General features: G+C 36.9%; 16 protein-coding genes. 2 read left to right on the top strand and 14 right to left on the bottom strand.

Annotated elements, in window-relative coordinates; genetic code table 11:
• Positions 1 to 3: 3 nt before the first annotated feature.
• The 4 genes from ACJRPK_RS09840 to ACJRPK_RS09825 form a co-directional block, all read right to left on the bottom strand.
• Positions 4 to 582 carry a phosphatase PAP2 family protein gene (locus ACJRPK_RS09840; protein ID WP_407139738.1) on the bottom strand — a complete coding sequence of 193 codons (579 nt, stop codon included), beginning with the start codon at positions 580 to 582 and terminating at the stop codon, positions 4 to 6.
• 47 nt (positions 583 to 629) lie between these two features.
• The gene (locus ACJRPK_RS09835; RefSeq protein WP_407139737.1) at positions 630 to 857 is read right to left on the bottom strand and encodes a hypothetical protein; all 228 of its coding nucleotides are present in this window, start codon (positions 855 to 857) and stop codon (positions 630 to 632) included.
• Positions 858 to 954: 97 nt separating this feature from the next.
• Entirely contained in the window at positions 955 to 2,025 is a 1,071-nt protein-coding gene (locus tag ACJRPK_RS09830) for an OmpA family protein (RefSeq protein WP_407139736.1), read from the bottom strand.
• A gap of 173 nt (positions 2,026 to 2,198) precedes the next feature.
• The gene (locus tag ACJRPK_RS09825; RefSeq protein ID WP_148783598.1) at positions 2,199 to 3,584 is read right to left on the bottom strand and encodes an MATE family efflux transporter; all 1,386 of its coding nucleotides are present in this window, start codon (positions 3,582 to 3,584) and stop codon (positions 2,199 to 2,201) included.
• A 100-nt stretch (positions 3,585 to 3,684) separates the two neighbouring features.
• Between ACJRPK_RS09825 and ACJRPK_RS09820 the strand changes: the two genes are divergently transcribed.
• Both ACJRPK_RS09820 and ACJRPK_RS09815 read left to right on the top strand, forming a co-directional pair.
• The gene (locus ACJRPK_RS09820; RefSeq protein ID WP_407139735.1) at positions 3,685 to 4,035 is read left to right on the top strand and encodes a hypothetical protein; all 351 of its coding nucleotides are present in this window, start codon (positions 3,685 to 3,687) and stop codon (positions 4,033 to 4,035) included.
• 153 nt (positions 4,036 to 4,188) lie between these two features.
• Complete coding sequence (locus ACJRPK_RS09815; protein ID WP_407139734.1) at positions 4,189 to 4,497, top strand: hypothetical protein; 309 nt, start codon at positions 4,189 to 4,191, stop codon at positions 4,495 to 4,497.
• A gap of 22 nt (positions 4,498 to 4,519) precedes the next feature.
• On the opposite strand, the gene ACJRPK_RS09810 is transcribed toward ACJRPK_RS09815, so the two are convergent.
• The 10 genes from ACJRPK_RS09810 to ACJRPK_RS09765 all read right to left on the bottom strand — a co-directional run bounded on the left by ACJRPK_RS09810 (position 4,520) and on the right by ACJRPK_RS09765 (position 14,730).
• Complete coding sequence (locus ACJRPK_RS09810) at positions 4,520 to 5,914, bottom strand: M20/M25/M40 family metallo-hydrolase (RefSeq protein ID WP_407139733.1); 1,395 nt, start codon at positions 5,912 to 5,914, stop codon at positions 4,520 to 4,522.
• Positions 5,915 to 5,945: 31 nt separating this feature from the next.
• Positions 5,946 to 6,824, bottom strand: coding sequence for a PPK2 family polyphosphate kinase (locus tag ACJRPK_RS09805; protein WP_407139732.1), 879 nt, complete (start codon positions 6,822 to 6,824; stop codon positions 5,946 to 5,948).
• A 79-nt stretch (positions 6,825 to 6,903) separates the two neighbouring features.
• Entirely contained in the window at positions 6,904 to 7,440 is a 537-nt protein-coding gene (locus tag ACJRPK_RS09800; RefSeq protein WP_407139731.1) for a hypothetical protein, read from the bottom strand.
• A gap of 35 nt (positions 7,441 to 7,475) precedes the next feature.
• Positions 7,476 to 8,639: a sigma-54-dependent transcriptional regulator gene (locus ACJRPK_RS09795; RefSeq protein ID WP_407139730.1), complete on the bottom strand. Its 1,164-nt coding sequence runs from the start codon at positions 8,637 to 8,639 to the stop codon at positions 7,476 to 7,478.
• Complete coding sequence (locus ACJRPK_RS09790) at positions 8,639 to 9,472, bottom strand: hypothetical protein (RefSeq protein ID WP_407139729.1); 834 nt, start codon at positions 9,470 to 9,472, stop codon at positions 8,639 to 8,641. Before ACJRPK_RS09790 ends, ACJRPK_RS09795 begins: the two co-directional genes overlap by 1 nt.
• Before the next feature lie 102 nt (positions 9,473 to 9,574).
• Positions 9,575 to 10,486 carry a mechanosensitive ion channel family protein gene (locus tag ACJRPK_RS09785; protein ID WP_407139883.1) on the bottom strand — a complete coding sequence of 304 codons (912 nt, stop codon included), beginning with the start codon at positions 10,484 to 10,486 and terminating at the stop codon, positions 9,575 to 9,577.
• Positions 10,487 to 10,490: 4 nt separating this feature from the next.
• Positions 10,491 to 11,789, bottom strand: coding sequence for an ABC transporter permease (locus tag ACJRPK_RS09780; RefSeq protein ID WP_407139728.1), 1,299 nt, complete (start codon positions 11,787 to 11,789; stop codon positions 10,491 to 10,493).
• Positions 11,782 to 12,711 (bottom strand): ABC transporter ATP-binding protein, encoded by a 930-nt coding sequence (locus ACJRPK_RS09775; RefSeq protein WP_407139727.1) that lies wholly within the window; start codon positions 12,709 to 12,711, stop codon positions 11,782 to 11,784. The genes ACJRPK_RS09780 and ACJRPK_RS09775 overlap by 8 nt, the downstream gene beginning before the upstream one ends.
• 344 nt (positions 12,712 to 13,055) lie before the next feature.
• The gene (dnaJ, locus tag ACJRPK_RS09770) at positions 13,056 to 14,171 is read right to left on the bottom strand and encodes a molecular chaperone DnaJ (RefSeq protein WP_407139726.1); all 1,116 of its coding nucleotides are present in this window, start codon (positions 14,169 to 14,171) and stop codon (positions 13,056 to 13,058) included.
• Positions 14,172 to 14,178: 7 nt separating this feature from the next.
• The gene (locus ACJRPK_RS09765) at positions 14,179 to 14,730 is read right to left on the bottom strand and encodes a nucleotide exchange factor GrpE (protein ID WP_407139725.1); all 552 of its coding nucleotides are present in this window, start codon (positions 14,728 to 14,730) and stop codon (positions 14,179 to 14,181) included.
• Positions 14,731 to 14,855: the final 125 nt, after the last annotated feature.

The following is a 14,855-nucleotide window of genomic DNA, read 5'->3' as shown; positions in this document are numbered from 1 at the left end:
ATTCTAAATCGTAGGTACATTAAAACGCTTAAGCAGATACTGATATACACGATATGCAAGATACCCCATCCCGATACCGGCAGTCATACCGGCAGCTACGTCAGCGGGATAATGAACACCAACATAAATACGACTATAACTAACGATCACTGCCCAAAGTACCATAAAGACAAATATATATTTGAGGCGTGATTGTAACGTTAAACCTGTAAAGAAGGCCAACGCCATAGAGCTGGTGGCATGACCTGAGAAAAATCCGTGTCTTCCACAACGTTCTGCGATAAAGCGTGTAAACTCTGCCACTCCCTCTGCACGACAGGGACGCGGACGTAAAAAGAATATATTTTTAAATAAATTAGCTAGCTGATCGGTAGCGGTAATCAAGGCTGCGACTAATACCAGACATATCAAAGTCCCCTTAAGACCAAAATTTTTAAAGAAAAAATACAATAACAATAAATAAAGCGGAATTTGATAAAACTTTTCAGTCATAAATAACCAAAATCCATCCCATGTAGGAGTTCCTAAATTATTGAGATATAAAAATAAGTCTTTATCTAATTGAACTAATTCTTCTAACATAGTACAGTGTTATAAAAGTGATATTTTGATTACAAAGCTAAGGAAGCTTACTCCTCATAACGCTCAATCTCACGATCGTAAAAATCGTTTGCTGCTTTAAATAAATTCTCGGCCTCCTCTTGCAGCTCTTTTTCATCTGAAGCATCAAATTCCTCTAACCACTCAACCTCATCATCCGCCAGATTAATAATAAATCTCGGGAATTCTGTATGAATTACAAATATTGCCTCGGGTAAATCGGTGTTGTCTCCTAAAATAAACTTCGGAAAAGCCATATATCGTACTTAAAATTATCAAAGTGCCAAAGATACTAAGTTTTTGACGTAGTAAAGCAACATTACGCTTCCGAAAAAAATTGATAGTTACACCTGATTACTTTGGTGCTACTATCTCTACCTCCACACGATTATACGTTTCGGGATCGGCCGTTTGCATAGCATCCTCCTCCTCGGCAGTTACAATTTCGATCAAAGATTCATCAATACCTTTATCTATAAAATACTTTTTCACATTTAAAGCTCTGGTAGATGCCATAATTTCGTTTTCAAATTCAGAACCGGCATCGTTAGCAAAGCCACTAACTTTGATAGCATCTACTTTGAATAACTTTACATATTGAATATAGGTATCTAATTCTTTCTCTACCACACTATCCGTTTCACTTTCTCCATTCAAGAATTCAATATCCTTAAAATCTAATACCATACTACAAACATCTTGCGGAATAAGGTTTTGAGTAACCTGCATCTCTAATAACATAACATCATCAACAAAATAGTACGCATTACCCATATCACCAGAAGCCGATTTTAAAGAACGCCCTTTAGGATTGTTTCCAAAATATCCTAAAGAAATGTAATTCTCAGTACCTTTAGCTTTATAGACTCCGCACACTTTTGTCCATCCCTGATAATCACATAGCATCTCTGTAGATTCCACATGCAGTTTCAATTTTGACGTAGGAGTTATTCGTGGTTTTCTTGAACTGAAATATGATCCGATAGAAGAGGTACATCCTTTTGAAACACCTTCAGCCAAACTTACGTACATATGAAAATAGTAAAATTTACCTGCTTTTAAGGGCTGATCCAGTTTAGCAACAATTCCTTCTTTGTAAATTCCGCCAGAAATATACATTCCCACCTTACCTTCTCCGGTACGTGGCTCCTGACGACCAAATTGCGGTAAAAAATTATTTGCTTTATGTTTAAAATTTACACGAGCCGTTTCCGGATGAAACATATCGGGTGAATTGACCAAAGCAGACCAATCTTTAATTTTACCAAAATTCTGCATCTCATGCGTCAATTTGGTTACCGAAGGTTTGGTAGATTCAAATCCGGGATTTGGAATGAGATTTTGTGCATGGGTGAAGGCAATCGTGAATATACATAACAACACAGTACAAAATACCGTATAAAAGCTAGGTTTTGGGACAGTCATTTTTCTAGGTTTAATTCAATTTGGTTGTTGAAAGATACTTAATTATTTGTTAAATGCAAATAACGTGTCTACTGTCAAAAACGTATAACACACCTGATAAATTGAAATAAAAATCATCTGATATTATAGTAAAATATTAATTTACAGTAATTTAAATTGTAAGTATGAAAATGTTATTTATCCAAAACACTGCCTGTAGCTATCATACGATCACTTAATATTTTAAAACGGATATATAATAAAATTGCAGAAACGGTTAGTCCCGCTAAGAGCCCTAACCATATACCTGAATTTGCATACTCCGTATATAATCCAAGGTAATAACTCACAGGAAAACCTACAATCCAATAAGCTATAAATGTGATTATTGTAGGTATTACAACATCTTGCAGACCTCGCAATGCACCAAGTACAACCACTTGTATACCGTCTGAAATTTGAAACAAAGCAGCAATCAACAACAGCTCTGAAGCTATCAATATTACTTCATTATTATCTACCAAATTTGCCACGTCATTAACGTCGAGATACATTTGCGGTAGGAGTGTATTAAATGCTACAAAGAAAATAGCAAAAATCACTTCTATGATAAAAGTGAGCAGTAAAATGGATAAGGCAATGCGTTTGAGTTCACGATATTGATGCAATCCTTTTTGATTACCTACCCGTACCATTGCAGCTACGCTAAGTCCGGTAGCCACCATAAAAGTCATGGACGCCAGGTTTAATGCGATTTGATTTGCCGCTTGCGGGTTTTTACCTAATATCCCTGACAACCAGATAGCAGCAGTAAAAATCCCTACTTCAAAAAACATTTGCAAAGCCGAAGGGAAGCCTAAATAAATAATTTTACGCAACATTTTGCTGTCAAGCACAAATAGTTTGATTGCTGTAACATATGCTTTTGATTTAGCTTTCGCGCGTAGTAAAATCCATAAGAAAGCAACCATTACAAAACGTGAGATCAACGTACCAATGGCAGCACCGACAATTCCCATTTGAGGAAATCCAAACTTACCGAAAATCAACACATAATTTAATACAATATTGACCACGTTGGCAATCAAGGTTGCGTACATCGGGTATTTGGTCATAGAAAGTCCATCAGAAAATTGCTTAAACGCCTGAAAAACAATCAACGGAATTAAAGAAAATGCAACTAAATCCAGATAAGGTATCGCAAGCTCCACCACTTCTACAGGCTGCTTCATCAAATACATTATTGGCTTTGCTGCAAGAATTATTAAAAATAAAATGATGCTCAATACAGTACACAAAAACAATCCATGTTTGAGTGCAGACTTACCTGAATTAAAGTTGCCTTCACCATCTGCTTCTGCCACCAAAGGGGTGATAGCTGTGGAGAAACCTATCCCCAGTGACATCGCGATAAACATAAAACTATTACCCAAGGAAACTGCAGCTAATTGGGCGGTCCCTAATTGCCCCACCATAATGTTATCAATAAGACCTACAAAAGTATGTCCTAACATCCCCAGCATTACGGGAGCAGCCAATTTGAGATTGTAACGAAATTCTTTGGTGTATTGTGTAAGCATATAAACTATTGAAGGCGTAAAGGTATTACTTCCCGCTAAACTAAAATTTTAAAATGACTTTTTTTACTTATTTTTAAAGCGTAATCTTAAAATACATTTTGTGGCGACAGCGATAAAAAACAAAGAAGTTTCAAATATTTACTTGGTGGTATGCACTATTCTTTTAACATTACTCGCTTTTGCCTCTTTGCCAATGGCAATGATGTCACCAATGCTATTTGACAGTCCGGGATCTGATGAAAATATGAGCACGGTAACACTATTTGTAGCTGTTATAAGTTTTCCTTTGATCGTATTATTTGCAATTCCAGGTGGTTGGATGCTACACCATTACAAAAGGTATGTACTTTCTAAAATTGCTATTAGTCTACCGATACTCAATATTATCATTGGTATCCTGTCTTGTATTATTTTAATTGTTTTCTGCGATGGCGCATTAAATTGTCATTGACGTTTTATTTAAAATAAAATCAAGTTAAACTACTTACCGAAAATCTGTAAAAACCAGTACTTTTACAATCGAATTACAATGTAACTAATGGGTGCTAAGATTGAATATTCCTTTGGGTCGCTAGAGTTTTTTGAAAACTATTTAGTGTATCATATGAACGACGTAAAACGATTCACCGTCGAGAACAGCAAACAGCTGCTTGCGGATATCGCAAAGCATTATGGCAGAAAAAAATATGTATTTATTTCTCAGCGTAATTATGAGATAGATGTTGAAGAAGGTGCCTATAGATTAGTAGACCCAAAACGAATGTTAGGATTTGCTTTTGTTTCCAACAACAAACAAACTCTGGAAGAAGCAAAAAAAGAACAGGGCTGGTTCGATAATTCTTATGGATACTTCTCCTCGGTTGACGAAGCTATTGCGTGGGCTGAAACTATCGTAAAGAAAAAGCTAACATAGACGTTACCGTCTCCCGCCAATTTTATTCGATACCATATTTATCAAACAGGTACACTAAACTTGTCATGGTAGCAGCCCCCAGTTCCAGTTCTCGCTTGTTAACTGCATCAAACGTATCATTTTTTGCATGATGATAATCAAAATAACGCTGAGAATCGGGTCTTAAACCGGCCAATACATTGGAGTCTTTTTTCAGCGGTCCTATATCCGCTCCACTACCGCCTTTTACAAAATAATGAATTAAATAGGGTTCAAACAACGGTTTCCAGGATAGCACTTTATTAAAAGCAGCATCTGTACAATCAAAAGAAAATCCTCTGGGCGTAAATCCCCCTGAATCGCTTTCTAAAGCGAACACATGATCTTCATTCTTTTGAGCAGCTATTTTTGCATATTTTTTACCTCCACGTAAACCATTCTCCTCATTCATAAACATAACAATCCGAATAGAATGTTTTGGTTGATACCCAATTTTTTTAAACAAACGCAGCACCTCCATAGATTGCACGATTCCCGCACCATCATCATGTGACCCATCACCCAGGTCCCAGGAATCTAAATGGCCTCCAACTACCATGTGTTTATCGGGAAATTCGCTTCCTTTAATTTCGCCGATCACATTAAAGGATTCTACATCTTCCCAAGTACGGCAATTCATGTTTATATGAAATTTAATGTTCGGATTAAGTTTCAACATAGAGCTAAGCAAATCGGCACCGTTAGTACTTATTGCTGCTGCCGGGATTTTTTCGGAATCTTTTAAATCTCCGTAGCTCATAGCACCTGTATGTGGTAAGTCATCGGATCGTAAAGTTAACGAACGAACCAACACACCCACTGCTCCATACTTTGCAGCTGCGGCTGCACCGGCATACCGTTGATCCACACAACCACCGTACGCTTCGAATGTATTGATCAAATCAGCTTGCATGGGACGGTTATAAAAAACAATTTTTCCTTCGATCGCTTTTCTTCCTAATTTTTCAAGAACCTCGAGACTTTTTATTTCGATTAAAGGAGCTTTAAGACCGCCTATTGGTGTTGGCACAGAACCGCCTAAAGCACAAATGGGTACATTCGTGGATTTACCCGGTTCGGTCTCGATATAAGCAAACTCTGTTACCCCTCTTGTCCATTTTGGCACCATGACCGGCTGTAACCAAACTTTATCCAGTCCGAGTTTTTCTAATTCTGCTTTCCCCCACTCTACAGCTTTTTGTGCATTGAGAGAGCCCGATAATCGCGCTCCGATTTGGTTAGACAGATGGTCTAGCCACTGGTAACTATTACCTTCTAAAAGAGCAGTATCGTATATCTTTTTTAATTGAGCTTTATCTTCTTTGCTTACTGTTGACTGTGCGTTAATTTGTGCAGTAGCTACCAAACAAAAGCAGATAATAATTCTTCTTATAAACATAAATTTGGGTATATGTGATTAGTTGTTCAAACTACTCCTTACGAAGCTGTTCTTTATACAATTCAATATTTTCTTGCGTTTCTTTATCTAATTCGGGCTCTTCAATATCTGTATACGTTTGTAAAGTATCTAACATAGTCTTTGCGACAATATACCGGGCCGTCGGTTTATCATCTGCCGGAATGACAAACCAAGGTGCATGGGATTTTGATGTTCTGTTGATTGCATCCTCATAACAATCCTGATATGCATCCCAAAGTGCTCTTTCTTTAAGGTCCCCGGGAGAGAACTTCCAATTTTTCTCTTTTTTCTCTAATCGGCGTAACAATCGATTCTTTTGCTCTTCTTTTGACAAATGCAAAAAGAATTTAAATATAATAGTTCCATTATCAGCCAAATGTTTTTCAAAATTGCGAATTTGTTCGAAACGAGCCTCCCAAAAATCTTCATCAATCGCTGCTACACTCGTAACATTCGGCAAATTTTCTCCTAAAATATATTCGGGATGTACTCTGGTTACCAAAACATTTTCATAGTGTGTGCGATTAAAGACGCCAAATTTACCGCGTTGTGGCAAAGCAATATAATGTCTCCATAAATAATCATGACTGCGTTCAAGCTCAGTAGGGACTTTAAAGCTGTGTACAACGACTCCCCGACTGTTAAAATCTTTGAAGACCTCACGAATCAAACTATCTTTTCCAGATGTATCCATTCCCTGCAAACATACCAATACCGCATATTTATCATGGGCATATAATGTATCCTGTAGTTCACCTAGTTTTTCACGAACCTCTTCGAGTTCTTTTTCTATTTTCTTTTCGCCCGCATCAAGATCATACGTAGTAGCTACTTTTGTAATTTTAATAGGTTGTGTTACCTGAAAGTCTGATGGTGTGATTTTTTTCATATCGGTGCAGAATAAGTTCTCGAAGATACTAAAGTTTTAACCCAACAAAAAATTAAGACTTGGCACAATAGAAAGTTTACTAACGGGCAGCGAAGTCATAGTTAAAACCAATCACAAAGGTGTCATAGCGTCTTCCTAAGCTTTTAATATTTAATTCTGCATAGATATGTATGGGAATGGTAAGTTGATACAGTGCTCTTAATTTTATCTGTGCACCGTGATTAAAATTACCGCTTTGTATCACTAAAAAAGCCTTATCCAAACGTTCATCCAACCCGGGTTCATCGTTACCTACATAACCGATCCCGGCGGTAATCGTCGTAGGATACCAATTGAAAAGAATTAGGTTGACACCAACTGCTACTTCATTGTATCCGGTACGTCGTTCCTCTTCATCAGGGTTGATTAAAATCTGTCTGTTAAATTCTCCCATGTATGTTGTAAAACAATTGGGAGCATACTCAACACGGACACCGATTCCTAGTTCGCTAGCAAGACCAAAGTTCTTATTAATGGCGACTCCAAAGTTGAGACTGTTGGGCTCATATTGACCCTGTATAGCACTGATGCTAACGATAAATAACAAGAGTAAACAGAGCTGTTTGGGGCTGCTCATATTCATTGTTCGCTTTTAAAGATTGTACTATTTTATTATTTAGCTGCAAATAATTTTACATCATCTTCGCTGATCTCATTGCCGCCCAGTATGATCAATCGTTCCACCACATTACGCAATTCCCGAATATTACCTGTCCAATCATATTGCTGTAATTGCTTGATTGCTTTAGGAGAAAAGGTTTTTAATGACATGCCTTGCTGCTCAGCAATCTTTTTTGCAAAATATGCTACCAATAACGGGATATCTTCTCTGCGATCATTAAGCGCGGGAACTTTAATTAAAATTACTGCCAGACGATGGTATAAATCTTCTCTGAATTTATTGTTTTCTATCTCTTTTTTGAGATCCTTGTTTGTCGCTGCTATAATTCTAACATCTACTTTAATATCCTTATCGCTCCCAACTCGCTGAATTTTATTCTCTTGTAACGCACGTAATACTTTGGCTTGAGCCGATAAACTCATATCCCCGATTTCATCAAGGAAAATAGTACCTCCGTTGGCGGCTTCAAATTTTCCGGCGCGATCCTTATTTGCCGAGGTAAAGGCGCCCTTTACATGTCCAAACAATTCGCTTTCTATCAACTCTCCCGGTATGGCCGCACAATTCACCTCGATCATCGGACCCTTGACACGTTCACTTTTTTGATGAATCCAATGGGCAACTAATTCTTTACCTGTTCCATTAGGTCCGGTGATTAGCACACGCGCATCTGTCGCAGCTACTTTCTCAATAATATTTTTAATATCAGAAATTGCCTTAGAGTCTCCAATCATTTCATAATTTTTGGACACTTTTTTCTTCAGCATTTTATTTTCGACTACGAGTTCTTTACGATCCAGTGCGTTACGTACGGTGTTAAGCAATCTATTGAGGTCGGGGGGTTTAGAGATGTAATCAAAAGCTCCTAAACGCATGGTGTTTACAGCAGTATCCAAATCTCCATGTCCCGAAATCATTACCATGGGAATCTCAGGTTTTATTTTCTTAACTGCTTCTAAAACCTCAACCCCATCCATTTTGGGCATTTTAATATCACACAGAACAAGATCAAAATCTTCATTCTTGATCATTTCTACTCCAGCTAAACCATCGGCTGCTTCAAAAACCTGATAATTTTCGTTCTCTTCGGATAATATTTTGAGCAGGACACGTCTAATTGCGGACTCATCCTCTATTACTAAAATTCTTGCCATTATATTTTTAATTTGATTCCACTACGAAGATAAAACGTATTTTCATCATTTATAGTAAGTACATTCTCCTGATCTCCATTACGGAAACGGATCTCATTGCTTAAGGTGTATCCGCCATACGCATAAAAAAGAATGTGTTTTGTGAAAAAGTGTTCGTACCCAACGGCTCCGAGAATAGCTAACATCGATACATTCTCTGCTACTTGAGCTACACCATCCTTATCAATAAAACTTCTATTGCGTTGAATATTCCCATAAAAACGATCTAAACTGGCAAATAATTGCACCGTGTTCTTTTCGTTTATAATATGTTTGATATTGGTTTTGGGAGTTCCTAAAGAATAGGACCAGTTTGGATGAAACTTTTTATAATAGTTGATTATAGGCAACGGAAAGTTTATACTTGACGGATAGGTAAATTGAAATCCTAGAATAAGACGAGAGGGTTGACTCACTCCCTCACCTTTTCTACTCCTGATAAAATAAGAGGATATGGTATATCTAAAATCATCAGCTTCTATCTGATTATTTTCTATATTTGAAGAAAGACGCGTACCAAATTTTGCTCCAAAACGCCAAGCTTTACTCATTTTGAATGTATATCCTAACTCTAAACCAATGGTATGAAAATCATCCAGACCACTTTTATTAAAACCTCCTAAACCTTCAGTTCCATCTTGAATATCAAGGGTATTGAGTCGATACTGCGTACCAACGACAAGATAGGACCCTTTATCGTTTAATTTAAAGGGAATATTAGCTAAAAACCTAAAGCGGCTATACAAATTTTTACTATTTGCTTGCGGAATGTTGGCATATTCTAACCTTGCCAAATCCGTGCTTTGAGCCAATGTTGAATTAGGTAAAAATATAAAAAAGGCTAATAAAAAAATGTAGGTTAAAAATTTCGGGTACAAATGGGTGTTCTTCATAAATTAGTTCATTTCGTTTTTGGTTACCGTTTGGTTGAACATATGAACGTCTCGTTGAGGGAACGGTATCGTAACATTATGTTCTCTGAACAAACGATCAATTTCAAATCGCATTTCACTCTTCGGGATAGCACTTGTAAAGCTATCATTGAGCGTGAAAATAATTTTGAAATTTAACGAACTATCTGCAAATTCCGTAAAAAGCACTAAAGGTTCTGGGCTTTTTAAGACATTTTTATTATTTAGTGCTGCTTTTATTAACAGATCCTTAACCAGGTTCACATCGCTCCCGTAAGCAACTCCAACCTCTACAGCTTCTCTGGTAAGCGTACCATTTTGGGTCCAATTATATAAGGTGGAGGTGAGATACTTATGATTAGGAATTACTAATACTTTATTATCTATGGTGACTGCTCGTGTAGTACGCAGTTTTATTTCTTCAACACGCCCAACTTTACCTTCTAATTCAATAATATCTCCTACATGCACGGTTTGATCTACAAAAATAAAAATACCTGAAATTATATCTTGAATAAGTGTTTGCAACGCCAATCCTACACCGACCAACAAAGCCGCCGAAGCAGCAAAAACAGCCGTAATATTGAATCCAATACTATCCAATGCTACCAGCAGAACAATGACATTGACAAAATATTTGAGAAATGAAAATACCGACACAAACTTTACCCGGCTCTCGTGAGGCAATTTGCGCGTAGCAACACGACTGATAAATTTTAAAACAATCGAAGTAGTAAGAAATATAAAAACTACAAAAAGTAATAACCAAACTGTAAGAACTATCGGATCCTTATCATCACCAAAATGAAAAATCTCATACAGCAAAAATTCCCTGATGGTTCCCCAAACATCTTCTTTAATTACTTCTTCAACCTGATCTGCTATTTTATCTTGAATCATTTTAATATTTTAACCATTTCCATATCTCCTTGTAGCTTGCTTTCTTACCATACATCAAAATACCTACGCGGTATATGCGACCGGCAAACCAAGTCATAAAAATAACACTTCCAAATAGAATTAGTACTGAAATCACAATTTCATACCATGGTACTCCAAAAGGGATTCTCATTAACATTACCACTGGTGATGTTAGTGGTATCATCGAGAATACGGTAGAGACCGTACCATGAGGGTTCTCGATTACAGAGAAAAAACCAACATAGATACCTAACATCAAAGGTATTAAAACGGGTAACATAAATTGTTGTGAATCTGTCTCACTATCCACCGCAGCTCCTATGGCAGCATAAATAGAACTATACAAAAAATATCCGCCTATAAAATAAACGAAGAATAAACAGACTAAGAAAACAAGTGGTAACCGAAGAATATCCTGCAGTAAGAGTCCGATTTCATTACTGTTCGACTGCACTGCATCTATCGCAGCTCCTGAGGCAACCGGCGACGGACTTACCTCAAAGAGAGAACTAGTGATAAGTAATAAAACACCTCCTAGAATTACCCATATTAAAAACTGTAGCATTCCGGCAAAAGAAGTTCCCAGAATTTTACCCATCATAAGTTGCATGGGTTTAACTGATGATATGATGATCTCAATAATACGATTCGATTTCTCCTCTATAACCGATCGCATTACCATATTACCATAAATTATAATAAACATAAACAATAAATATCCGGCTGCACCTCCAAAAAACATTTTTACGTAGTTCGACATTTTAGACGTCTTCTCTCCCGTAAAGTTTTCTATTTGAATATTCACTTTAGCTCTAGAATTTTCAATGGTAGACAAATCAAACCCTTCCTCTTCAAAGTTTTGATTCGTAAGTTTTGTTGCGATTAAATCCTCTATTGGATTAATTACAGAAAGATTAGGAGAATCTTCGGCGTAAAACTGAATTGCCTTTGACAATTCTGCGTTAGTAGATTTTAATGGTATATAAAGTAATCCATAGAGTTTTTTAATTACTACAGAATCTTTTGCATCATTAAGAGATAACTTACTGTAATCTAAATAGCGAACATTTTCGGTATTTTTAAAATCCTGAATAAACTTCCCGGTTTCATCGACCAAGGCGATCTCTCTAATTTCGTCATTATTAAGCGTGGTTAACCAAGAAATGACTCCGATCATACCTATTAATATGAGTGGACTTAGAAAAGTCATAATAATAAAGGTTTTATTACGGACTCTTGAGATAAACTCTCTCTTTATTATTAAAGGTAAATTATTCATTTTCGGAAATCGTTTTTATAAATATTTCATTCACCGTTGGAATCACTTCGTTAAACCGTACAATTCTTGACTTTGAGGCCAAATACCCCAGTAAATCATTCGAATTAGCAGATGCGTCCAGTGTTATGTTAAGTTTTAATTGCTCGTCAATAGTTTTGAAATATGCAGGCGTTACTTTAAATTTTTGAGCTAGCTCCCCAGCCAATGCTTCTTGATTATCACTATGAAGACCGACTTCAAAGGTATTGGATTTATATGCTTTTTTGATATCTGAAACTTTACCATCCAAAATTTTCTTTGACCGGTTCAATAGTGCCATGTGATCACATAATTCTTCCACACTTTCCATACGATGTGTTGAAAAAATGACCGTAGCTCCTTCATCTCGTAATTGCAAAATTTCATCTTTAATTACATTAGCATTAATTGGATCAAAACCACTAAAGGGTTCATCAAATATTAATAACTTAGGCTGATGGAGAACGGTAACAATAAATTGAACCTTTTGGGCCATTCCTTTTGACAGCTCCTGAATTTTTTTATCCCACCAATGTGTAATTTCGAATTTATCGAACCAATATTTTAAGCGTTGGTTCGCTTCCTTTTTTGAGAGTCCTTTGAGCTGAGCCAGATACATGGCTTGCTCGCCCACCCGCATAGATTTATACAACCCTCGTTCTTCCGGCAAATATCCTATGTCCTTAACATGCTTAGGTTGCAGAGGCTCCCCATTAAGAAAAACAGCTCCACTATCGGGCAATGTTATTTGATTGATAATTCTAATTAAGGTAGTCTTACCTGCACCATTTGGACCTAAAAGACCAAAAATGCTACCGGCAGGCACTTGTATGGACATTTCTTCTAACGCGGTAAATTCCCCAAAACGCTTACTTACCTGTTTTGCCTCTAAAGCTTGAGTCATAAAATTTTAATTATAAGTGATGAATATCGGACTCTACATATATCCTTATTTAATTGGGCTACATGCTTTATTGAGAATTAGGTTATAAAAATACTATTATTACTTACAAACCGAAGCTTTTTTATCAAAATCTAAAAAATAGACACCTGATGAATCTTACCAGACCTTTATGCTCTTAAAAACAAAACCCACCCTGAATACTAGGTATTTAGGATGGGAAAAAAATTGCTATGAAAAAGAAAAATTATCACCATTAAAAATGGCGATGTTTCAAATATACGAAATTTTCTTAATCATAAGTTAATATTAAGTATGTAATTCCTACAAACTGTTCAATTTACAGTTTAAGAAAACATGTCTTTTACTTTCTCAAAAAAAGATTTATCTCCGCTATCAGGACTAGGCTTGAAATGATCGTCTTGTGACATACGTTCAAAAAACTCACGCTGTTCTTTATTAATTGTCTTAGGCGTCCATACATTGACGTGAACCAAAAGATCTCCCTTACCATATCCATTAATACTAGGGATACCTTTGCCTCTCAATCTTAAGATCTTTCCACTTTGTACACCTTCTTCTATTTTGATTCGTACTTTACCAGTAACCGTGTCTATCTCACGTGATGCCCCTAAAACAGCTTCAGAAAAACTTACATATAAATCGTAGTGTAAATTATCTCCTTCACGTTGCAAATAAGGGTGTTCTACAACTTCAATAGCGACCAGTAAATCTCCAGGTACTCCATTGCCCGGTGCATCATTCCCTTTACCAGATACTTTGAGCTGCATACCTTCTTCTACTCCGGCAGGTATTTTAATACTTACCGTCTCTTCAGCTACTTTTAATCCCTGAGCATCAGCATCAGCCGGCTTTTGGTCGATCATTTGCCCTGATCCGCCACAAGTAGTACATACAGAAGCTGTTTGCATTCTTCCCAGAATCGTATTGGTAATTCTGGTTATCTGACCAGAACCATTACAGGTAGCACATGTTTTGTAAGTGGTCCCCGAGGCTTGAACCTTACGTTTTACCTTTATCTTCTTATCAACACCGTTGGCTACTTCTTCAAGCGTCAACTTTACACGTATGCGCAGATTGCTACCTTTGGCTCTACGTTGACCACCGCCACCGCCGCCAAAACCACCGAAACCGCCAAAACCGCCGCCACCGAAGATATCGCCAAACTGGCTGAAAATATCATCCATGTTCATGCCACCGCCGCCGCCGAATCCACCACCTTCAAAAGCTTGGTGTCCGTATTGATCGTAACGTTGACGCTTATTTGGATCACTTAAAACCTCATAAGCCTCAGCTGCTTTCTTAAATTTTTCTTCAGCAGTTTTATCTCCTGGATTTTTATCCGGGTGAAATTCTATTGCTTTTTTTCGATATGCTTTTTTGATTTCGGCTTCAGTAGCATTTTTACTGATGCCTAAGATATCATAAAAATCGTCTTTCATATACTTATTATTGTCCGGTGACTACTTTAGGAAATCTTATAATCCTGTCTCCTAATTTATATCCTTTCTCCACGACATCCACAATCTTACCTTTGAGATCTGCTGTTGGCGCCGGAATCTGAGTAATGGCTTCGTGCTCATCTGCATCAAAGGTATCTCCCGCGGCAACATTCATTTCTGTCAACCCTTTTGAAACCAATGTTTCTCTGAGTTTATTATGAATTAATGCAACTCCTTTACTCAAGTTCTCATCTTCGGACTTTTCAATTTCCTTCATGGCACGGTCAAAATCATCCATAACCGGCAACATCGATGACAAAACATCCTGACTTGCAGTCTTGAAAAGCTCTAAACGTTCTTTGGACGTTCTTCTCTTATAATTTTCAAACTCAGCAAAAAGACGTAAGAATTTATCCTTTTCTTTCTCTAACTCCTCTTTGTACTGCGTCTCTTTATCTTCATCAACCGCTTGGGTATCTTCTACTGTTTCTTCTACTGTCGTTTCAAGAAGCTCATCTTGATCCTTAACATCTTCCGACTGTTTGTTTTTCTTACTCATGTAACTCGTACTTTTAATAAGTTTTCTTTTTCAAGGTGCAAAAGTACTGCCATTTTTTAATTAATGTCATAATGTCATTGTAATATTTTAGCATATCTTTATGAGTATTCCGTTTAGAATAAAAT

This window comes from Aquimarina sp. 2-A2, from assembly GCF_045505135.1.
Taxonomy (GTDB): domain Bacteria; phylum Bacteroidota; class Bacteroidia; order Flavobacteriales; family Flavobacteriaceae; genus Aquimarina; species Aquimarina intermedia.
Note: the sequence above shows the minus strand (reverse complement) of the source record. Positions and strands in the feature narration are given on the sequence as shown.

Bases quoted from the DNA above. Each gene is read 5' to 3' on its own strand.
- ACJRPK_RS09840 (WP_407139738.1), bottom strand. From the start codon at position 582: ATGTTAGAAGAATTAGTTCAATTAGATAAAGACTTATTTTTATATCTC.
- ACJRPK_RS09835 (WP_407139737.1), bottom strand. From the start codon at position 857: ATGGCTTTTCCGAAGTTTATTTTAGGAGACAACACCGATTTACCCGAG.
- ACJRPK_RS09830 (WP_407139736.1), bottom strand. From the start codon at position 2,025: ATGACTGTCCCAAAACCTAGCTTTTATACGGTATTTTGTACTGTGTTG.
- ACJRPK_RS09825 (WP_148783598.1), bottom strand. From the start codon at position 3,584: ATGCTTACACAATACACCAAAGAATTTCGTTACAATCTCAAATTGGCT.
- ACJRPK_RS09815 (WP_407139734.1), top strand. From the start codon at position 4,189: ATGAACGACGTAAAACGATTCACCGTCGAGAACAGCAAACAGCTGCTT.
- ACJRPK_RS09810 (WP_407139733.1), bottom strand. From the start codon at position 5,914: ATGTTTATAAGAAGAATTATTATCTGCTTTTGTTTGGTAGCTACTGCA.
- ACJRPK_RS09805 (WP_407139732.1), bottom strand. From the start codon at position 6,824: ATGAAAAAAATCACACCATCAGACTTTCAGGTAACACAACCTATTAAA.
- ACJRPK_RS09800 (WP_407139731.1), bottom strand. From the start codon at position 7,440: ATGAGCAGCCCCAAACAGCTCTGTTTACTCTTGTTATTTATCGTTAGC.
- ACJRPK_RS09795 (WP_407139730.1), bottom strand. From the start codon at position 8,639: ATGGCAAGAATTTTAGTAATAGAGGATGAGTCCGCAATTAGACGTGTC.
- ACJRPK_RS09780 (WP_407139728.1), bottom strand. From the start codon at position 11,789: ATGAATAATTTACCTTTAATAATAAAGAGAGAGTTTATCTCAAGAGTC.
- ACJRPK_RS09775 (WP_407139727.1), bottom strand. From the start codon at position 12,711: ATGACTCAAGCTTTAGAGGCAAAACAGGTAAGTAAGCGTTTTGGGGAA.
- dnaJ (WP_407139726.1), bottom strand. From the start codon at position 14,171: ATGAAAGACGATTTTTATGATATCTTAGGCATCAGTAAAAATGCTACT.
- ACJRPK_RS09765 (WP_407139725.1), bottom strand. From the start codon at position 14,730: ATGAGTAAGAAAAACAAACAGTCGGAAGATGTTAAGGATCAAGATGAG.